This is a genomic window from Desulfacinum infernum DSM 9756 (assembly GCF_900129305.1).
GTDB classification, from domain to species: Bacteria; Desulfobacterota; Syntrophobacteria; order Syntrophobacterales; family DSM-9756; genus Desulfacinum; species Desulfacinum infernum.
In genome coordinates, this window is record NZ_FQVB01000028.1 from 1 (window position 1) to 16,379 (window position 16,379).

At 61.9% G+C, this 16,379-nt stretch carries 16 protein-coding genes; 6 read left to right on the forward strand and 10 right to left on the reverse strand.

Features of this window, described 5'->3' with window-relative positions; translation table 11 throughout:
• Window positions 1-469: 469 nt before the first annotated feature.
• The 7 genes from BUB04_RS13315 to BUB04_RS13345 form a co-directional block, all read right to left on the reverse strand.
• Window positions 470-2,389, reverse strand: a complete 1,920-nt coding sequence (locus tag BUB04_RS13315; RefSeq protein WP_073040323.1) for a penicillin-binding protein activator — start codon at window positions 2,387-2,389, stop codon at window positions 470-472.
• A 146-nt stretch (window positions 2,390-2,535) separates the two neighbouring features.
• Window positions 2,536-4,452: a molecular chaperone DnaK gene (gene dnaK / locus BUB04_RS13320; RefSeq protein ID WP_073040325.1), complete on the reverse strand. Its 1,917-nt coding sequence runs from the start codon at window positions 4,450-4,452 to the stop codon at window positions 2,536-2,538.
• A gap of 72 nt (window positions 4,453-4,524) precedes the next feature.
• Window positions 4,525-5,166 (reverse strand): nucleotide exchange factor GrpE, encoded by a 642-nt coding sequence (gene grpE / locus BUB04_RS13325; protein ID WP_073040327.1) that lies wholly within the window; start codon window positions 5,164-5,166, stop codon window positions 4,525-4,527.
• A gap of 152 nt (window positions 5,167-5,318) precedes the next feature.
• Complete coding sequence (gene hrcA, locus BUB04_RS13330) at window positions 5,319-6,392, reverse strand: heat-inducible transcriptional repressor HrcA (protein WP_073040329.1); 1,074 nt, start codon at window positions 6,390-6,392, stop codon at window positions 5,319-5,321.
• 410 nt (window positions 6,393-6,802) lie between these two features.
• Entirely contained in the window at window positions 6,803-7,021 is a 219-nt protein-coding gene (locus BUB04_RS13335; RefSeq protein WP_073040331.1) for a hypothetical protein, read from the reverse strand.
• A gap of 36 nt (window positions 7,022-7,057) precedes the next feature.
• Window positions 7,058-7,588 (reverse strand): metal-dependent transcriptional regulator, encoded by a 531-nt coding sequence (locus BUB04_RS13340; protein ID WP_073040333.1) that lies wholly within the window; start codon window positions 7,586-7,588, stop codon window positions 7,058-7,060.
• 72 nt (window positions 7,589-7,660) lie between these two features.
• Window positions 7,661-8,083 (reverse strand): hypothetical protein, encoded by a 423-nt coding sequence (locus BUB04_RS13345; protein WP_073040335.1) that lies wholly within the window; start codon window positions 8,081-8,083, stop codon window positions 7,661-7,663.
• Between the two features lie 155 nt (window positions 8,084-8,238).
• Between BUB04_RS13345 and BUB04_RS13350 the strand changes: the two genes are divergently transcribed.
• From BUB04_RS13350 to galE, 4 genes are read left to right on the forward strand one after another with little or no spacing between them, the layout of a single operon-like run.
• A complete protein-coding gene (locus BUB04_RS13350; RefSeq protein WP_073040337.1) occupies window positions 8,239-8,481 on the forward strand; it encodes a hypothetical protein in 243 nt (80 codons plus the stop codon).
• A 12-nt stretch (window positions 8,482-8,493) separates the two neighbouring features.
• Window positions 8,494-9,642, forward strand: coding sequence for a cysteine desulfurase family protein (locus BUB04_RS13355; protein ID WP_073040339.1), 1,149 nt, complete (start codon window positions 8,494-8,496; stop codon window positions 9,640-9,642).
• Window positions 9,643-9,655: 13 nt separating this feature from the next.
• Window positions 9,656-10,231, forward strand: coding sequence for an orotate phosphoribosyltransferase (gene pyrE / locus BUB04_RS13360; protein ID WP_218588458.1), 576 nt, complete (start codon window positions 9,656-9,658; stop codon window positions 10,229-10,231).
• A 28-nt stretch (window positions 10,232-10,259) separates the two neighbouring features.
• The gene (galE, locus tag BUB04_RS13365; RefSeq protein WP_073040341.1) at window positions 10,260-11,216 is read left to right on the forward strand and encodes a UDP-glucose 4-epimerase GalE; all 957 of its coding nucleotides are present in this window, start codon (window positions 10,260-10,262) and stop codon (window positions 11,214-11,216) included.
• Between the two features lie 70 nt (window positions 11,217-11,286).
• Here the strand turns inward: galE and BUB04_RS13370 are convergent, their stop codons facing one another.
• The gene (locus BUB04_RS13370) at window positions 11,287-12,363 is read right to left on the reverse strand and encodes an enoyl-CoA hydratase/isomerase family protein (RefSeq protein ID WP_073040343.1); all 1,077 of its coding nucleotides are present in this window, start codon (window positions 12,361-12,363) and stop codon (window positions 11,287-11,289) included.
• 95 nt (window positions 12,364-12,458) lie between these two features.
• Between BUB04_RS13370 and BUB04_RS13375 the strand changes: the two genes are divergently transcribed.
• Together BUB04_RS13375 and BUB04_RS13380 are read left to right on the forward strand one after the other, a co-directional pair.
• On the forward strand, window positions 12,459-13,754 hold the full coding sequence (locus BUB04_RS13375) for a helix-turn-helix domain-containing protein (protein ID WP_073040345.1): 1,296 nt from the start codon (window positions 12,459-12,461) through the stop codon (window positions 13,752-13,754).
• Between the two features lie 48 nt (window positions 13,755-13,802).
• The gene (locus BUB04_RS13380) at window positions 13,803-14,195 is read left to right on the forward strand and encodes a thioesterase family protein (RefSeq protein WP_073040347.1); all 393 of its coding nucleotides are present in this window, start codon (window positions 13,803-13,805) and stop codon (window positions 14,193-14,195) included.
• A gap of 389 nt (window positions 14,196-14,584) precedes the next feature.
• Here BUB04_RS13380 and BUB04_RS13385 read toward each other — a convergent pair whose 3' ends face one another.
• Together BUB04_RS13385 and BUB04_RS13390 are read right to left on the reverse strand one after the other, a co-directional pair.
• The gene (locus BUB04_RS13385; RefSeq protein ID WP_073040349.1) at window positions 14,585-15,118 is read right to left on the reverse strand and encodes a bacterioferritin; all 534 of its coding nucleotides are present in this window, start codon (window positions 15,116-15,118) and stop codon (window positions 14,585-14,587) included.
• A 157-nt stretch (window positions 15,119-15,275) separates the two neighbouring features.
• A complete protein-coding gene (locus tag BUB04_RS13390) occupies window positions 15,276-16,271 on the reverse strand; it encodes a cation diffusion facilitator family transporter (protein ID WP_073040351.1) in 996 nt (331 codons plus the stop codon).
• Between the last annotated feature and the right edge of the window lie 108 nt (window positions 16,272-16,379).

Consider the following 16,379-nt stretch of genomic DNA (forward strand, 5'->3'; position numbering starts at 1 on the left):
ACTCCTCCAGGTGGACGTTTCCCCGTCTCGACTCATGGGTTCGTCGGCGGCTGCGCAGTATTCTGCGTAAGCGCAGCGGACGAAAGGGGATCAGCCGAGGCCGCGATCATAACAGATGGCCGAATGTTTTCTTTGAGCGCCATGGGTTGTACAGCCTCGTGGCAGCCCATCGCGCAATGCTCCAGTCCTCAGCGGGGTAAAACCACCAACCGGAGAGCCGTATGCGGGAGATCCGCACGTACGGTTCGGAGGGGGGAGGGACTCGGCAACGAGTCCTTCCTACCCCTATCAATCGTTGGCATAAAAAGACCAACCGTCTTCCGGCTTACGGGCGCGTGGCCATGTGCGGCTGTAGGGGCGGGCTTTACGCCCGCCCGCCGGAATCTCGCGATCGGAAAGGGTCGTCCAATCCAGGGATGAGCTTCACCGTTACGGCTCCGGCACGATGGGCGCCGTTCCGGATCGCGGCCTACGGATAGACGCGGAGGAGTGTCCCGCCTTGGACCTGAAGGATGGGGTAGTCCCGTATCAGATGGCCGTCGGGAGCCACGCGGGTAGTGCCCAGGGGCCCCTGGGAGAGGGTGATGCCGAGAAGGGCGCTTCGCAAAGCCAGCCGATCCAAGGTGCCTCCGCCAGCATCCAGGGCCTCACGGCGGGCCTGGAGGAGCAGCCGGGTCGCTTCGTAGCCCTGGGCTGCCAGGTAGTCCGGATCCCTGCCGTAAACCCGCTTGTATTCTTCCACGAACGCCCCGGTGGCCGGATCCTGATAGACGGCGTCTTCCCTGTGAAAGGCGGAAGGAAAGAGCGCGTTTTCCACATACACGCCTCCGATGGAAACCAGAGAGCTCTCCTCCCACAGGTTGGTTCCCAGGAGAGTGGCTCCCACCACGTTGTAGTAAGGAAGCTGGGGGGCCAGAAGGGCCACCGTCTTGGCCGTGTCGGGGATGAAGACGGCCTCCACGGGAGAACTGTCCGCCGGGGCGCCCGCAGCCTTTTGGGCCTGGTCGAGAAACTTCTGGATCGGTTCCTTGAAATCGGTGCTCCCGGGTTCATAAGAGACCTGAGCCAGCAGCCGGCCGCCCCGGCGTTCCACCGCCTCGGCAAAGAGGCGACTCAAAGACCGTCCGTAGGAGTCGTCGGGATAGAGAACGCCGTAGCGGACGAGGCCCCGTACGTCCGTGCAATAGCTCACCAGGGCCTCGATCATGTCCCGGTGGTCCACGAAGGCGTGGAAGAGAAAGGGCGTGGCGTTGTCCACCGTTCGCTTTTCGGTGAAGCTCACCACCGGAATGGCCCAGCGATTCATGAGCGGAGCGATGGCGCTGGCGCAGCGGGGGCTCACGGGGCCCAGGGCCCCCAGCACGGCGTGATCCGACGCCAAAGCCGAAAAGGCGGCGACGGTCTTATCCGGATCCGCCCCGCTGTCCAAGACCACCAGTCTCACGGGATCGTGGGGGAAGCTCCCATGCCACTGGTCCAGGGCCAGGGCGGCTCCGGTGAGAATGCGTTGTCCGAATTTGGCGTGGGGGCCGCTCAAAGGGACCAGGCATCCGAGGGTGCCCGGATCCGCCGGGATCTGCTCCGCCACGGTGCCGTGCAGGCGCTTTTCGATCTCCCGCGCCACCGGGTGTTCGGGGTTTCGGGCCAGCACGTCCAGGAGCGCCTCGCGCCGTGATTCCGGGGGCAGGAGGTCCGCTCGGCGATAGGCCAGAAACGGGCCGAGCCTGGGTTCCGAGACGGTCTGGAGAAGCCTTTCCGTGGTCTCGACGTCCAGATCGGATGTGACATGGAGAGCCAGGTCGTCCAGAAGTCCCAGGTCTTCCTGGGAAGGGGAGAGCCGGTAGCCCTGGGTCAGCCAGCGCAGGGCTCCGTCCGGATCCTTCAGGTCCCGGTGGAAGGAAGCCAGGGCCCGGCACAGGGCCAGACGGGCTTGAGGGTCTTGGGCCGTTTCGTCCCAGAGAGCGACGCCCTCCTCGATGATCTTGGGGTCCCGTTTCTGAACCCACCGGGTTTCCAGCAGCACCACTCGGGCCCGCGCGGAATCCTTCCATTGCGGAAACTCCCGCAGTACCCGCTCCAGGACCTTTTCCGCCTTTTCCGGGTCGCCCGCCTGGAGCCACACGGCGGCTTCCCGGGTGAGCGCCCGGGGCGCCACGGCGTTGGTGGGGAAAAACTGGGCGATGCGCTCGTAGGCCAGAGCGGCTTCCTGCCACCGACCTTCCTTTTCCAGTTCCTGGGCTTCCCGGTAAAGGGCCTGGGCTTCCGGAGAAGGCTCACCGTGGAAGATTTCGGGCGGAATGAGCACCCTTGGTTGGCGCTGCAGCGAAGCACAGCCCCAGTGGACGCTCAGCAGAGCCAGAACGAGCAGAAGAGCGAAACGGCGCGCCATGCCCTTGTCTCCTCCCTTGGGGTTTCCATCGGTTGTCGGTCCGTCCTTCGGCGAGAGCGATCTGCGGGGGCACTATAGCACAAAGGGGCACGTGGCATCACGTGCCCCTTTGCATCCTGGAGCGATCCGGATTTCTGAGCGAAGGGTTACTTGTCCTTCACTTCTTCGTAATCGGCATCCACCACATCGTCGTCGGGCTTGGTCCCGCCGTTGCCGCCCGCCTGAGCCCCTTCGCCTCCTGCCTGGGCCTGCTGTTCGGCCGTGCGCTTGTACATCTCCTCGGCCAGCTTGTGGGAGACCTGGGTGAGCTTTTCCATCTCGCTCTGGATGGCGTCCTTGCTGTCGCTTTCCATGGCCTTCTTGAGAGCCTCGATCTGGGATTCGATTTTCTGGCGCGTGGCCGCGTCCACCTTGTCGCCCAGATCCCGCAGGCTCTTTTCCGTGCTGTAGATGAGCGCATCGGCCTGGTTGCGGATTTCCACCAGCTCTTTCCGGCGTTTGTCCTCTTCCGCGTGCATTTCGGCTTCCTTGACCAGCTTTTCGATCTCTTCCTCGCTCAGGCCGCTGGAAGCCGTGATGCGGATGGACTGTTCCTTTCCCGTGGCCAGATCCTTGGCCGAAACGTGCACGATGCCGTTGGCGTCGATGTCGAAGGTTACCTCGATCTGGGGCACGCCGCGCGGCGCCGGCGGGATGCCCACCAGGTCGAAGCGTCCCAGCGTCTTGTTGTCGGCCGCCATGGGGCGTTCGCCCTGGAGCACGTGGATGGAGACAGCCGTCTGGTTGTCCGTGGCCGTGGAAAAGATCTGGCTCTTGCGCGTGGGGATGGTGGTGTTGCGTTCGATGAGCTTGGTCATCACGCCGCCGAGGGTCTCGATGCCCAGGGAGAGCGGCGTCACGTCCAGAAGAAGCACGTCCTTCACGTCGCCGGAAAGGACGGCGCCCTGGATGGCCGCGCCGATGGCCACCACCTCATCGGGGTTCACGCCCTTGTGGGGTTCCTTGCCGAAGAACTCCCTCACCTTCTGCTGCACCTTCGGCATCCGGGTCATGCCGCCCACCAGGATCACCTCGTTGATGTCCGACGCCGTCAGGCCGGCATCCTGGAGCGCCTGGCGCATGGGCGGAACGAGCTTTTCGATGAGGTCATCCGTGAGGGCTTCCAGCTTGGCCCGCGTGAGCTTGATGTTGAGATGCTTGGGGCCGGTGGCGTCCGCCGTGATGAAGGGCAGGTTGATGTCCGTCTCCGTGGTGGAGGACAGTTCCATCTTGGCCTTTTCGGCCGCTTCCTTCAGGCGCTGCAGGGCCATCTTGTCGTTTCGAAGATCGATACCCTGGTCCCTCTTGAATTCGTCGGCCAGCCAGTCGATGATCCGCTGGTCAAAGTCTTCGCCGCCCAGGTGGGTGTCCCCGTTGGTGGATTTCACTTCAAAGACGCCGTCGCCGATTTCCAGGATGGAGATGTCGAAGGTACCGCCCCCCAGGTCGAAGACGGCGATCTTTTCGTCCTTCTTCTTGTCCAGGCCGTAGGCCAGGGCCGCCGCGGTGGGCTCGTTGATGATCCGAAGCACGTTCAGGCCCGCGATCTTGCCCGCGTCCTTGGTGGCCTGCCGCTGGCTGTCGTTGAAGTAGGCGGGAACGGTGATGACCGCATCGGTCACCTTCTCGCCCAGGTAATCTTCCGCCGTCTGCTTCATCTTCATGAGAATGAAGGCGGAAATTTCCGTGGGGCTGTACTGCCGCCCCCGAATCTCGATGTGGGCGTCTCCGTTGGGGGCTTCCACGATCTTGTACGGGAGGATTTCCAGGTCCCGCTGGACTTCCTTGGACTTGAACTTGCGTCCGATGAGGCGCTTGACCGCGAAGATGGTGTTTTCCGGGTTGGTGATGGCCTGCCTTTTGGCCACCTGTCCCACCAGCCGTTCCCCGCTGTCCGTGAAGGCCACCATGGACGGGGTGGTGCGGCCGCCTTCCGCGTTGGTCAAAACCTTGGGTTCCTTGCCTTCCATGATGGCCACAACCGAGTTGGTTGTGCCCAAGTCGATTCCGATAATCTTGCCCATGAGAATGTGCCTCCTTATAGGGATATTGAAAGTCAGATAGAACCTGGTTCTTTGAGCAGAGTATTACCCCGTTCAATGGGCCGTATCTGTGCCGCCAGCCCTGGATTCTTCCGCGGTTGCTGCGTCGGGTCCCGCCGTGCGGGATCCTTTGGCCACCGCCACCATGGCCGGACGCAACAGCCGGTCATGCAGCATGTACCCCTTCTGGAACTCCTGAACCACCGAGTTGGCCGGATGTTCGTCTGTTTCCTGCTGCAGGATGGCTTCGTGATAGCAGGGATCGAAATCTTTTCCCTTGGATTCGAAGGGCTTGCAGCCGAAGCGCGCCAGCGTGTCCAGGAATTGTTTGTGGGTCATCTTGACCCCTTCCAGCAACTGATGGTTTTCGGCCTCCTGTTCGGCATGCTGGATGGCCCGTTCCAGATTGTCGATCACGGTCAAAAGCTCGCGCAGCAGGTTCTCGTTGGCGAAAGTGATGGCCTCGGTGCGTTCGCGTTCCAGCCGCTTGCGGGTGTTTTCCATCTCCGCCGCCTGCCGCAACAGTTTGTCCTTCAGCGCCGCGATTTCCGCTTCCTTTTCCGCCAGCAAGGCCTTCCATTCGTCCACGGTGGCCGTATCCGGATCGAAGGGCTTGGATGTCTGCCCTGGTTCCTGACCGTTTACGGCACCTCCGGATTCTTCCATCTGTTCATTGGGTTTCCGTTCATCACTCATGAAAAATCACCCCCCGGTTCCTAATGACAATGAGGCACATATAATCATTTCTGACGCTTGTGCCAGTCCTTTTCATGCAAAAACCCGGTTTTCGCTCGGGCGTTTCGGCACGCCGACTCGCCGAACCACCCGGTCACCGGGGTCGGAATATCTCAACTCGATTCGTGGGCGCCTTCTCCCGATGGGGCCTCGTCCGGATCCGCCAGGAGCTGACTGAGCAGGGACGCCGTGAAGGTCACGATGGGAATGATGCGGGAATAGTCCATGCGCATGGGGCCGATCACTCCCAGAACTCCCAGCACGGTTTCGCCGCGCCGGTAGGGCGACGAAATCAGACTGATTTCCTGAAGCTCGTTCACGTCGCTTTCCGTGCCGAGGACGATCTGCACTTGGCGCTCCGGGTCCAGCGCCTTGTCCAGGAGCCGGATGATGCGCGTCTTGTCTTCGAAAGCCTCCAGGATCCGCCGCATGCGCTCCACGTCGGCGAATTCCGGGTTGCGCAGAAGCTGGGTATGGCCTTCGATGTGCACGTCCGCGCTCTCCAGGGCTTCCTGGAACGCGCGCTTGCTCAGCTCCAGGGCCTGGGAAAAGAGCTGATCGAAAAGGACCTTCTCGTTTTCCATCTCCCTGAGGATACGGTCCTTCACTTCCGCCAGCGGGACGTCCTCCAGGAGCTCGTTCAGATAGCGGGCGTACTTGTCCAGATCGTCCTGGGAAAGATCCTCTTCCCAGTCCAACAGGGTGTGCTGCACCAGGCCGGATTTGGAGATCAGGATCACCAGAATCTGGCGCGGCCTCAGGCGAACGAACTCAATGTGTTTGAAGCGCGTGGCGCTCAGCCTCGGCCAGAGCACCACCCCCGCCTGTTCGCAGAATCGGGACAGGACCTGGGACGTCCGCCGGAGCAGGTCGTCGATGTCGCCCTTCTTGGTTTCAAATGCCTTGCGGATGAGGGCCTGCTGCCGCTTTTCCAGCTGGCGGATCTTGAGGATGGAATCCAGGTAGAAGCGGAGCCCCTTGTCCGTGGGAATGCGGCCCGCCGAAGTATGCGGCTGCTGGAGGAAACCCATGTCCTCCAAGTCGGCCATGATGTTTCGGATCGTGGCCGAACTCACGTTGAGCCCATAGTGCTTGCTGACGGTCCTCGAACCCACGGGCTCCCCGCTCCGGATGTAGCCGGAGATGACCGCTTCCAGAACCCTCTGGTCCCTTTCGCTCAGTTCCATGGCGTCCTCACCCCTGATGTTAGCACTCTGTTTGGCAGAGTGCTAAGAGAACATAGTGCGCGCCCTTTTCTTTGTCAAGCTGAGTGGATGGCGTGGAGGAGGGATGGGTGACGGGTGATGAGTGATGGGTAAGGGATATGGGGTATGGGATAGGGAGTGGGGAGTTAGGGGGAGGGAGGGATAAAAAGTTAGGGCGCGCGGGATGTAGGGGCGGGGTTTATCCCCGCCCGCCAAACGAGCGCCCTTTTTCGTAGCCGCGGGGCTTCAGCCCCGCGGGACAGGGCCATCGCAACTCGCTGAAATGACATGAAACACCACCTGGTCCATCCAACATCCGGGGATTCCTCCGCAGCCCTGAAGGGCTGCGCTACGGGAAAAAACGGTCATCCTCGGCCTTTTCGGACACGCCTCTAACTTCGGATCATGTCGAAATCGTGGAAGAAGTGGATGAAGTCTTCCTGGAGCTTGAAGCAGCTCATCTTGACGCCCGCGTCGGACTGGTTGTGGAAGGTGAGGAGAAGGCGGTCGGGATGCTGGGGGTCCTTTTCGACGCGCCCGATGGCCTGCAGCTCCTTGATGATCTTCTTTTCGTCGCAGTCCGGCTTGAGCTGAATCCAAAGTCGCTTCATGGCGTCTCCTTGTTTCAGCGGGTAAGGGCGGAAGGACTACTCCCGATTCTCTGTCTCTGCCTGCCGGGCCAGCTTGTTGCGGCATCGGGCCACGCAGGCCTCACAGTCCGGAGCCTGTCCCGTCTCCCGGCAGAAGTCGGCGAAGGCCTGGAGCCAGTCTTCGCCGGCCCGCGGACAGTTCTTGATGAATTCCAAGAATTGCACGAGCCTTTCGAAGGCCGTGGGGCCGATGGCATGTTCGATGCGGCACGCGTTGGCTTCCGCCTGGTTGGGGTCCAGCAGAAGGGCCGTGGTGAAGAATTCCTTGAGCACCTCGTGGCGGCGGATGACCTCCTTGGCCGCTTTTCGCCCTTCGGGCGTCAGGGTGATGTAGCTGTAGGGGCTGTAGTTGATGAGTCCCCGGCCGGCCAGGGCCTTGAGCGCTCCGGTGACCGAGGCCCTCTGCACGCTCATCTGGTCGGCGATGTCTTTCGCCCGGGCCACCCGGTTGGTCTTTTCCAGGTGATAGATGACTTCCAGGTAATCTTCCAGGCTTGCGGAAAGCCCTTCCAGGATATCCGTCGGCATGGCGGTTCCTTACTGTTTCGTTTTCGACAAAATAGCGTTCCCGATGGATCGGGTCAAGAAAAGCCGGTTGGGTCAGGGCTTTCCGCACATCCGGATCCACTGGGCCGCCGTGAGTCCCCAGGCGGCATTGTAGAAGAAGACGAAGAGCGGGGTGAGGGTCCCCAGGGAAAAGCCCATCATCCCCTTGTGGGCCAGGAAGGGGAACACGTAGAAGAGCTGAACGAGGGTGGGGCCCAGGCTGAAAAAGATGCCCCGCGTGAAAACGCTGATGAGCCAGCCTCCCCGCAGTACGGGAAGGAGAAAAACAAACCCCCACAATCCTCCCCAGACGATCCGCGGATATAGAAAATGCTTGCTCCACACGGGGGCGATGTGGACGCCCACCTGCTGGGGAATGCCTTGGTGGCCCAGATACCAGACGAGCACCGAATTGACAAGCGCGCCGATACAACCCGCCGCAAAGACCACGCTCATTCTGTCGAAAAGGGACTGCATCCTTCGCCTCCTTCCTTTGAACCAGAGCAAGCACCCGCGCCGTTTCGGTTCGGCGGGATCGTGCGGCCGATGCGAAAAGAAATCCTCGAAAGGTTGATAACACATGCGCCGCATTCTATAAAGAAGCCCATTACCAACCTTGAAAGGAGTATTGTATGAAGATCGTTTGTTCAGATTGCCGCTACGTGGGCAACGCCGTGGAATTGAAAAAGGGGTCGAGAAGGAAGGAAATCGCCCTGTGGTGCTGTCTGTTCTTGCCGGGGCTCTTTTACACCCTGTGGCGCCAGTCCACCGACGGCAAATACATGGGATGCCCCCAGTGTTCCGGGACCCGGTTTCGAACCCTCAAGAGGCGGGAATGGAAGGAGTTCGAGCGAACGGGCGCGTTGCCTTCCTGACGAGGAGTTCCCATGGAGCTCAAGGATCCCATCTACCTGGACTACAACGCCACCACCCCCATCGATCCTCGGGTGGCGGAAGCCATGAGGCCGTGTCTGGATGAGATCTTCGGCAATCCGTCCAGCTCCCATGCCTACGGGCGGAGGGCCAGGCAAGCGGTGGAGAAGGCCCGGGAGCAGGTGGCGGCGCTGCTGGACTGCGATCCCGGCGAGGTCGTTTTCACGAGCGGCGGGACGGAATCCAACAACATGGCCCTGCTGGGCGTGGCGCGGGCGCTGGCATCCAAGGGACGTCACATCGTCACGAGCCGCATCGAACATCCCGCCGTCCTGGAGCCCTGCCTGGCGCTGCTGGAAGAGGGATTCGATGTGACGTTCGTCCCCGTGGACGGGCATGGACAAGTGGATCCCGACCACATCCTGCGCGCCCTTCGCCCGGATACGATCCTCGTGAGCCTCATGCACTCCAACAACGAGGTGGGAACCCTCCAGCCCATAGGCCAGCTGGCCGGCCCCCTGCGTTCCCGCGGGGTCATCTTCCATACGGATGCGGCGCAAAGTGTGGGAAAGGTTCCCACGCGGGTTTCCGAGCTGGGGGTGGATCTGCTCACCGTGGCGGGTCACAAGCTCTATGCCCCCAAGGGGATAGGGGCGCTCTACGTGCGGACCGGAACCCCCTTGGCCCGGGTGCTCTACGGCGCGGGCCAGGAAGGTGGCCGTCGGCCGGGAACGGAGAATGTCTTGGAGATCGTGGGCCTGGGCGCCGCCGCCCGGTGCGCGTCAGACGATCTTCCCCGGGAGATGGAGCGCGTCCGGTCGCTTCGGGATCGACTGGAACGCCGCTTGTTGGAAGCCGTGCCTGAAGCGCGGGTGAACGGGCATCCCCGGGAACGCCTTCCCAACACGCTCAGCATCTCCTTCCCCGGACTGGCTTCGGATGCGCTTCTCGCCGCTCTCCCCCAGGTGGCGGCCTCGGCCGGGGCCGCGTGCCACTCCGATACCGTCAAGATCTCCCACGTGTTGGAGGCCATGGGTTTGGATCCGGAGGTGGCCAAAGGGACCCTGCGCCTCAGCTTGGGGCGCTTTACCGACCAGGACGATGTGGACCGGGCGGCCGAAGGGATCGTCCGCGCCGTGCGAGATCTCAAGAACAAAAAGTGAGGAAACCCCGTCCATGAACACCGAGGCCATGCTCCAAAGGCTCAAAGAAAAGATCTATCACCAGGCCTTCCAGTATTCCGAAACCCCTTCTTTCCGGTTGGCGTCGGGGGCGTCCAGCCACTTCTACTTCAACTGCAAGCGGGTGACCTTGGATCCCGAAGGCCAGGTCCTCATCGGAAACCTCATCTTCGAGCGCATCCGGGACCTGGACGTGCAGGGCATCGGGGGCCTCACGCTGGGCGCGGACCCCATCGCCAACGCCGTGGCCTACACTTCGTGGCTCCAGGGGCGTCCCATCCAGGCCTTTGTGGTGCGCAAGGCGCAGAAAGACCACGGGATCGCGGCCCGCGTGGAAGGAAACCTCCGGCCGGGGGACCGGGTGGTGGTGGTGGACGACGTGATCACCACCGGCGGATCCACCCTGCAGGCCATCGCGGCGTGCAGGGAGGCGGGCCTCAAGGTGGTGCGAGTGGTGGTCCTGGTGGACCGGCAGGAAATGAACGGGCGCGAGAACATCCTTCGTGAAGTGGACGCTGTGGATGCCTTGATTCTGCGCGACGACGTGATGGCCCTCCACGCTCGAAAGTGATCGTCGGACTCGAGAAGGACACGGATCCATGAACGTGCTCGTCACCGGCGGCGCCGGCTACATCGGTTCCCACACGGCCAAGTTGATCAAGGGCCGGGGGCACACCCCGGTGGTTTTCGACAACCTGAGCAACGGTTGGGCGGAATGGGCCCGGTTCGGGCCTTTCGTTTTCGGAGACATCCGGGACGAGGAGGCCCTTTTTCGCACCTTGCAGGCCTTTCGGATCGACGCGGTGATCCATTTTGCGGCCCTGGCCAGCGTGGAAGAGTCCACCCGGCGTCCCGGGCTCTACTTCGACAACAACGTGGGGGGGACCATCGCTTTGGTGCAGGCCATGGCCCGGGCGGGAGTGCGCCGGCTCGTCTTTTCCAGTTCGGCGGCCGTCTATGGAAAGGCCCGGACCCGCCCCATCCGGGAAGATCATCCCAGGGAGCCCACCAACCCCTACGGTCTTTCCAAGTGGCAGTGCGAGCAAGTGGTGGAAACCGTGGCGGCCGCCGAGGGGATCCATTTCGCCGCGCTGCGCTACTTCAACGTGGTGGGTAACGACCCCGACGGGGAACTCTACGAACGACACGAGCCGGAAACCCACGTCCTGCCCAACCTGTTGAGGGCCGCCCGGTCCGGAGAGCCTTTCTTTCTTTTCGGAACGGATCACGACACCCCGGACGGAACGGCCGTGCGCGACTACGTTTACGTGATGGACTTGGCGGAAGCCCACCTGAAGGCCCTGGATGTGATCCGGAATCAGCCCCGCCTCGTTTCCAACGTGGGACGCGGCCGGGGCGTGTCCGTGCGGGAGATGGTTCGGGCCGTGGAGGAGGTCTTGAACGTTCGGGTGAACGTGCAGGAAAGACCCATTCGGGCCGGGGATCCGCCCGAATTGGTGGCGGACAACACCTTTCTGAGGACCTGGTTTCCCAGGGAATTCAAGGAACTGCCGGACGTGATCCGGGAGATGGCGGGGCGGCCTCCCTACGCATGAGACTTTCATGCCAAAGGGAACATCCCCTGGATCCACCGGGGTTTTGTAGGAAAAGAACCGCCTTTGAAGCTCAAGGATCGGCTTCCAAGAAATCCAGATAATCCAGGGAACCCACCTCTTCCAGGGTGGGGGGCTGCCACCGGGGGTTGTCGTCCTTGTCCAGAAGGCGGGCCCGGACGCCTTCCAGGTAGTCCGGATGCCGGATGATCCAAGCGGCCGCCCGTTCCTCGGTGGCGAAGACCTGCTCCAGGGGCCGACCTTCATTGCGGCGAAGGAGGCGCAGGGTGAGGACCACGGCGGTGGGGGATCTTTCCGAGAGCCTCTGGAAAACGCCTTGGCACAGCTCGCTGTGGAGGGAGCAGGCGGAGAGTTCCCGCATGATCTCCAGGATGTCCGATTTTCCGCAAAAGTAGGTGCGCACCCAGGCGTCCACAGCGGGATCCCTTTCGCCGACCGGTTCGGACAGTTTCTCTAGAACCCTGCACCAGGATCTGTCTTGGGGGTCTGTGGCAGCCTGGAGCGCGGCCCTCCGCAGGGCGTCCCGGAGGGCCTCCAGGCGGCTGCCGGGAATGTAGTGAGTGGCCAGGCCCACGCGGACACAATCCCCGCCCATCAGGTCGTAGCCGGTAAGGGCGAGATATTCCGGATAGCCGGGCGGGCACTTTTGGAAAAGCCAGCCGGTGGATCCCACATCCGGGAAGAAACCGATGCGGGTTTCCGGCATGGCCATGTGGGTGGTTTCGGTAACGACCACGGCATCGGCTCCGGCGGCCAGGCCCAGCCCGCCTCCCATGGTCACCCCGTGGGCAAGGACCACAACGGGTTTCGGGAACCGGTGGATGGCAAGATCCAGCGCATATTCTTCCCGAAAGAAGGCTTCCGCCTTCTCCGCATCTCCTTCTCGTACGGCTTGCGCAAGCTCCTTGATGTCGCCTCCGGCGCAGAATCCCCTGGGGCCCGAACCGGTCAGAAGCACCATGGAGATGCCGTCGTCTTCCCTTGCCCGTCGGAAGGCGTCCGCCAGTCGGCGGACCATGGGGCGCGTGAGGCTGTTGATGGCTCGAGGTCGGTTCAGCGTTATTTCCATCAAGGGACCGTCACTCTTGATTCGCACATGCTCTTCATGTTCTTCCTGAACGAAGCCCATGTCGTCATCTCCTGAGGTTGTGGCGAATGGTGCCGTCCTGCTTGAGAAATCTTCCACATCTAGCTTAAGATCATGGCCCGGGAAAGGAAACCCTCATGGGGCGAAAGGCTGTCTTAACTACAGGCATCGAGGATCTGGACCGTGTGATGGGTGGCATCCGCCCGCCGGAGACCGTTCTCTGGGTGGATGAGGCCGGAGATCGCTTTCCTCTCTTCGGCACCGCCTTCGTGCGTCAACAGATTCTGACGAAGAAGCCCCTGATCTACGTGGTTTTCGACCGGTCTCCCCGGGACGTGTTGGCGGGATTCGGCCAAGGCGCCGATACCTCCAGCCTGAGCCTGCTGGACTGTTTCTCCCACGGCAGGTCTCCGATCGGTGGCGAGCCGCATTTGCAGGACCGAAACGGCGCCCCGCGTCATGCCCGCCTGCATACGGCCTCGGATCTTTCCACTCCCGAGACCCTGGTGGAGCTTCTTCTTTCCATCCTCCCCCCACGCAGGAAAACCCTGGGGTTGGTATTCGAGAGTTTGACGGGGATGGTGGGTTTGTGGAAGGAATCCGGAGCCCTTGAATTCATGGATCGGGTCCAGGATGCCTTGGGCGGCCACAACACCCTCAGCTACTGGGTCACCCGAACAAAAGTCCATTCCCGGGGTTTTCTGGACGAAGCGGAGGCCAGGGCCAGCGTGGTGGTGGAACTGGGCTCGAAGCGGAACCGGCCGTACCTGACACTCCTGAAGGCCGCGGGGCGGGAGGATCTGGCGGAGCTGGGCAACCCGATCCGTTATTGGCAGGTGGAGGGACGGGTGTCCGTGGAAACGCAGAAGCGATCGCCCTTGAAGAGCGAGCTGGGCCCGCGGCTGCGCAAATTCCGCATGCGCCGGGGCATTTCCCAGACCGAACTGGCACAGATGATCGGTGTGACGCCCAGCAGCATCTCCCAGATCGAAGGCAACCTGATCTACCCTTCCATACCGGCCTTGGTGCGCATGGCGGAGGTTCTCGACGTGGAGGTGAGCGCCTTTTTCACTGAGCCGCCCGCACGCTATCGAAAGCCCGTTTTACCCCGGGACGACGCCAGGAAGCTGGACCTCCCGGAGGACTATCGGGAGAGGCTCACCATCTGGGCCTTGGCTCCGGAAGACATGGCGGGCAAGGGCGAGCCCTACCTGATCGAAATCCCGCCGGGATCCGTTGTGCCGTCCCATTTCTTTTCCAGAAAAACCGACCAGATGGGCTATGTTCTCCAGGGGCGCCTGATCTTTCAGACGGAAACGGGCACCAAAGAGGCCGGTCCCGGGGATGCCATCTACCTGGGCGGGGCCACGGCCACGGAGTGGAGGAACCTGGGCGATGAGCCGGCGCGGCTTTTCTGGGTTCTCTTTCGGTGAGGCGGCAAGGGCGGGAGGAATTGGGCATCTTGAGAGGGAGGTAAGAAGATGGGGGAACTGAGGCCCGGTATGACGGGGAGAGCGGAAGCGACCGTGACGGAAACCAACGTGGCCCGCGCCATGGGGAGCGGGGATGTGGATGTGTTCGCCACTCCGGCCATGGTGGCCCTGATGGAGGCAGCGGCGGTGGCCTGCGTGCGGGACTCTTTGGGGGATGAGAACACTTCCGTGGGCACCTCCATTCACACCTCCCACATAGCGGCCACGCCGGTGGGGATGAAGGTCCGGGCGGAAGCCGTCCTGGAACAGGTGGACGGTCGCCGGTTGATTTTCAAGGTCACCGCGCACGACGAAAGGGAAAAGATCGGAGAGGGGGTGCACGAACGGTTCGTGGTGCACCGCGAGAAGTTTGTGAGCCGAGTCCGCAGCAAGGCGGGCTGAAGTCCTTCCCGTAGTTCCCACAAGACCTTTCGATTTCCGTGCATGCGGGCTGTAGGGGCGAATGATCATTCGCCCCTACAGTTCAAGAAGCCATCTGTCCGCCCTGCAACCTGGTCGCCCGGGATTTCGCCCCCTCAAGCCCCCAGGATGCATGACTAGGAGGCTGTCCGACAATGGCTCCTCGGCTCAAGATGCCGGAGATTTGTGTTATCTTCGTAGCCGCGGGGCTTCAGCCCCGCGGAAAGGGATCATCGTAACCCATGAAGTCATAGGGAATACCCGGAGGTCCGCCCGAAGTTCGCGGATTCCTTCGCAGCCCTAAAGGGCTGCGCTACGAAAAAAGCGGTCATCCCCGGAGTTCTCAGACAGCCTCCTAAGGAACGCGCGGCTCACGCCGTTTCGGTGCCCAAGGCGAATCCGCGGGGCGGCAACCCCGTCTCGGAAGGCGTTCCGGCGATCTTGGCCAGGAAAGTGTCGCCCAGTTTCTCTATGTGGGAATGGATGTTGTCGAAGTAGTTGTAGTGGATCTGCTCCTCTTCGATGATCTGTTCAAAGAGCTTCATGGTCACCGCATCGCCGTTTTCCTGGCAGACCAGGCGGAATTGGTTGTACACGTCGATGGTGTCGTCTTCCAGGTCGGCATCGAAGGGGAAGATCTGCCGCACGTCCTGCCCTTTCTGTACCTGGCCGTCATGGCCCGTGACCGGCTCTCCGCCCAATTCCTTGATGCGCTCGGCGAACATCTCCGCATGGCGCATCTCATCGATGGCGATCAGCTTCATCTTGGCGGCCAGTTCCCCATAGTCCATGTCGTCCAGATTGTAGTGCTGATTCATGTACTGGTGGATGGCAAGAAGCTCCATGGCGCGGGCCTTGTTGAGCACCTCGATCACCTTTTCCCGCCGCTTTTCTTTGCTTTCCATTCCTTCCTCCTCCGTTGTTCGTTGCGGTCTGTTTTGGAAACTTCTCCTTCAGGAATTCACTCCGGTCGTTGAAACCATCTCGGGTTGATTTATAAGGCCGCCGTGATCGGCCGGCAACCTGCGCGCTCAAGGTGTCCGGGCTTTCCCTGCGTTTTCTTTAGGAGCTCTGGCCTTTGCGAAACTCCGTGGTCAGGTGCTCCTGATCCCACAGTTGGAGGGCATGGGTGGGTCTGCTCCTCTGTTTGCACCTTTCCCGGCTGCAGATGGGGCATTGGGGATCCCGGCAAGGATCGATGTGAATGAAGACCTCCGCCTGCTCTCCGAACCGGTTCCGAAAGGCTTGCTCCAGCTCCAGCACCTCCCGATGGGCTTCGTAGATGCTCAGATCCCTCGGCAGGATGAGGTGAAAGTCCACATAGAGGCGCTGCCCGGAACGCCAAGCCCGCAGGCGGTGGATATCAATCCAGTTCTCCCTTCTTCGGGAGGTGAGCAGGCGGCCGATCTCTTCCAGCAGCGCCGGATCCGAGGCGTCCATGAGGCGGGAGAAGGATTCCTTCAAGAGCCTGCCTCCCGAATAAAGAATATGGGCGCCCACGAGGATCGCCACGGCACCGTCCAGCCAGTACCATCCCGTGAACTTTACCAGCAGAAGCCCCAGGATGACTCCGGCGGAGGTGGCCACGTCCGTGATCACGTGCGTGCCGTCGGCCACCAGGGGAATGGATTGGGTTCGTTTGCCCGTCCGGATGAGAAAGATTCCGAGGCCGAGGTTGACCGCGCTTGCGGCCAGGAGGAGCAGGAGCCCCCGGTCCAGGTGGGAAAGGGGCCGAGGGGCGCCCAGTTGCTTCCAAGCGGAGAGGAAAATACCCACGGCGGCGATCACGATGAGAGCCCCTTCGAAGCCGGCGGAAAAGTATTCGATCTTGCCGTGACCGTAGGGGTGATCGGCGTCGGGGGGCTTGGCCGAGAGCACGACGCTCCACAGGGCGAAGCCGCTGGCGATCACGTTGATGATGGACTCCAGGGCGTCGGAAAGGACAGCGGTCGAGCGGGTCAGTCGGTAGATGTAGAACTTGAAGAGAAGGAGGAAGGCGCCCACGGCCACGGAGAGGGAAACGGCCGTCAGGCGCTGGCGGAAAAGCTTTTGTTCCATGGGTCTTGGTCCCGACAGGGTTCGAGCAAGCGTGACGTGACGATCCAAACTAAAACATTCTACCAGCATATCCAGCAGATTGTAAAATGCAGGGAAGGCGGCGGGGCG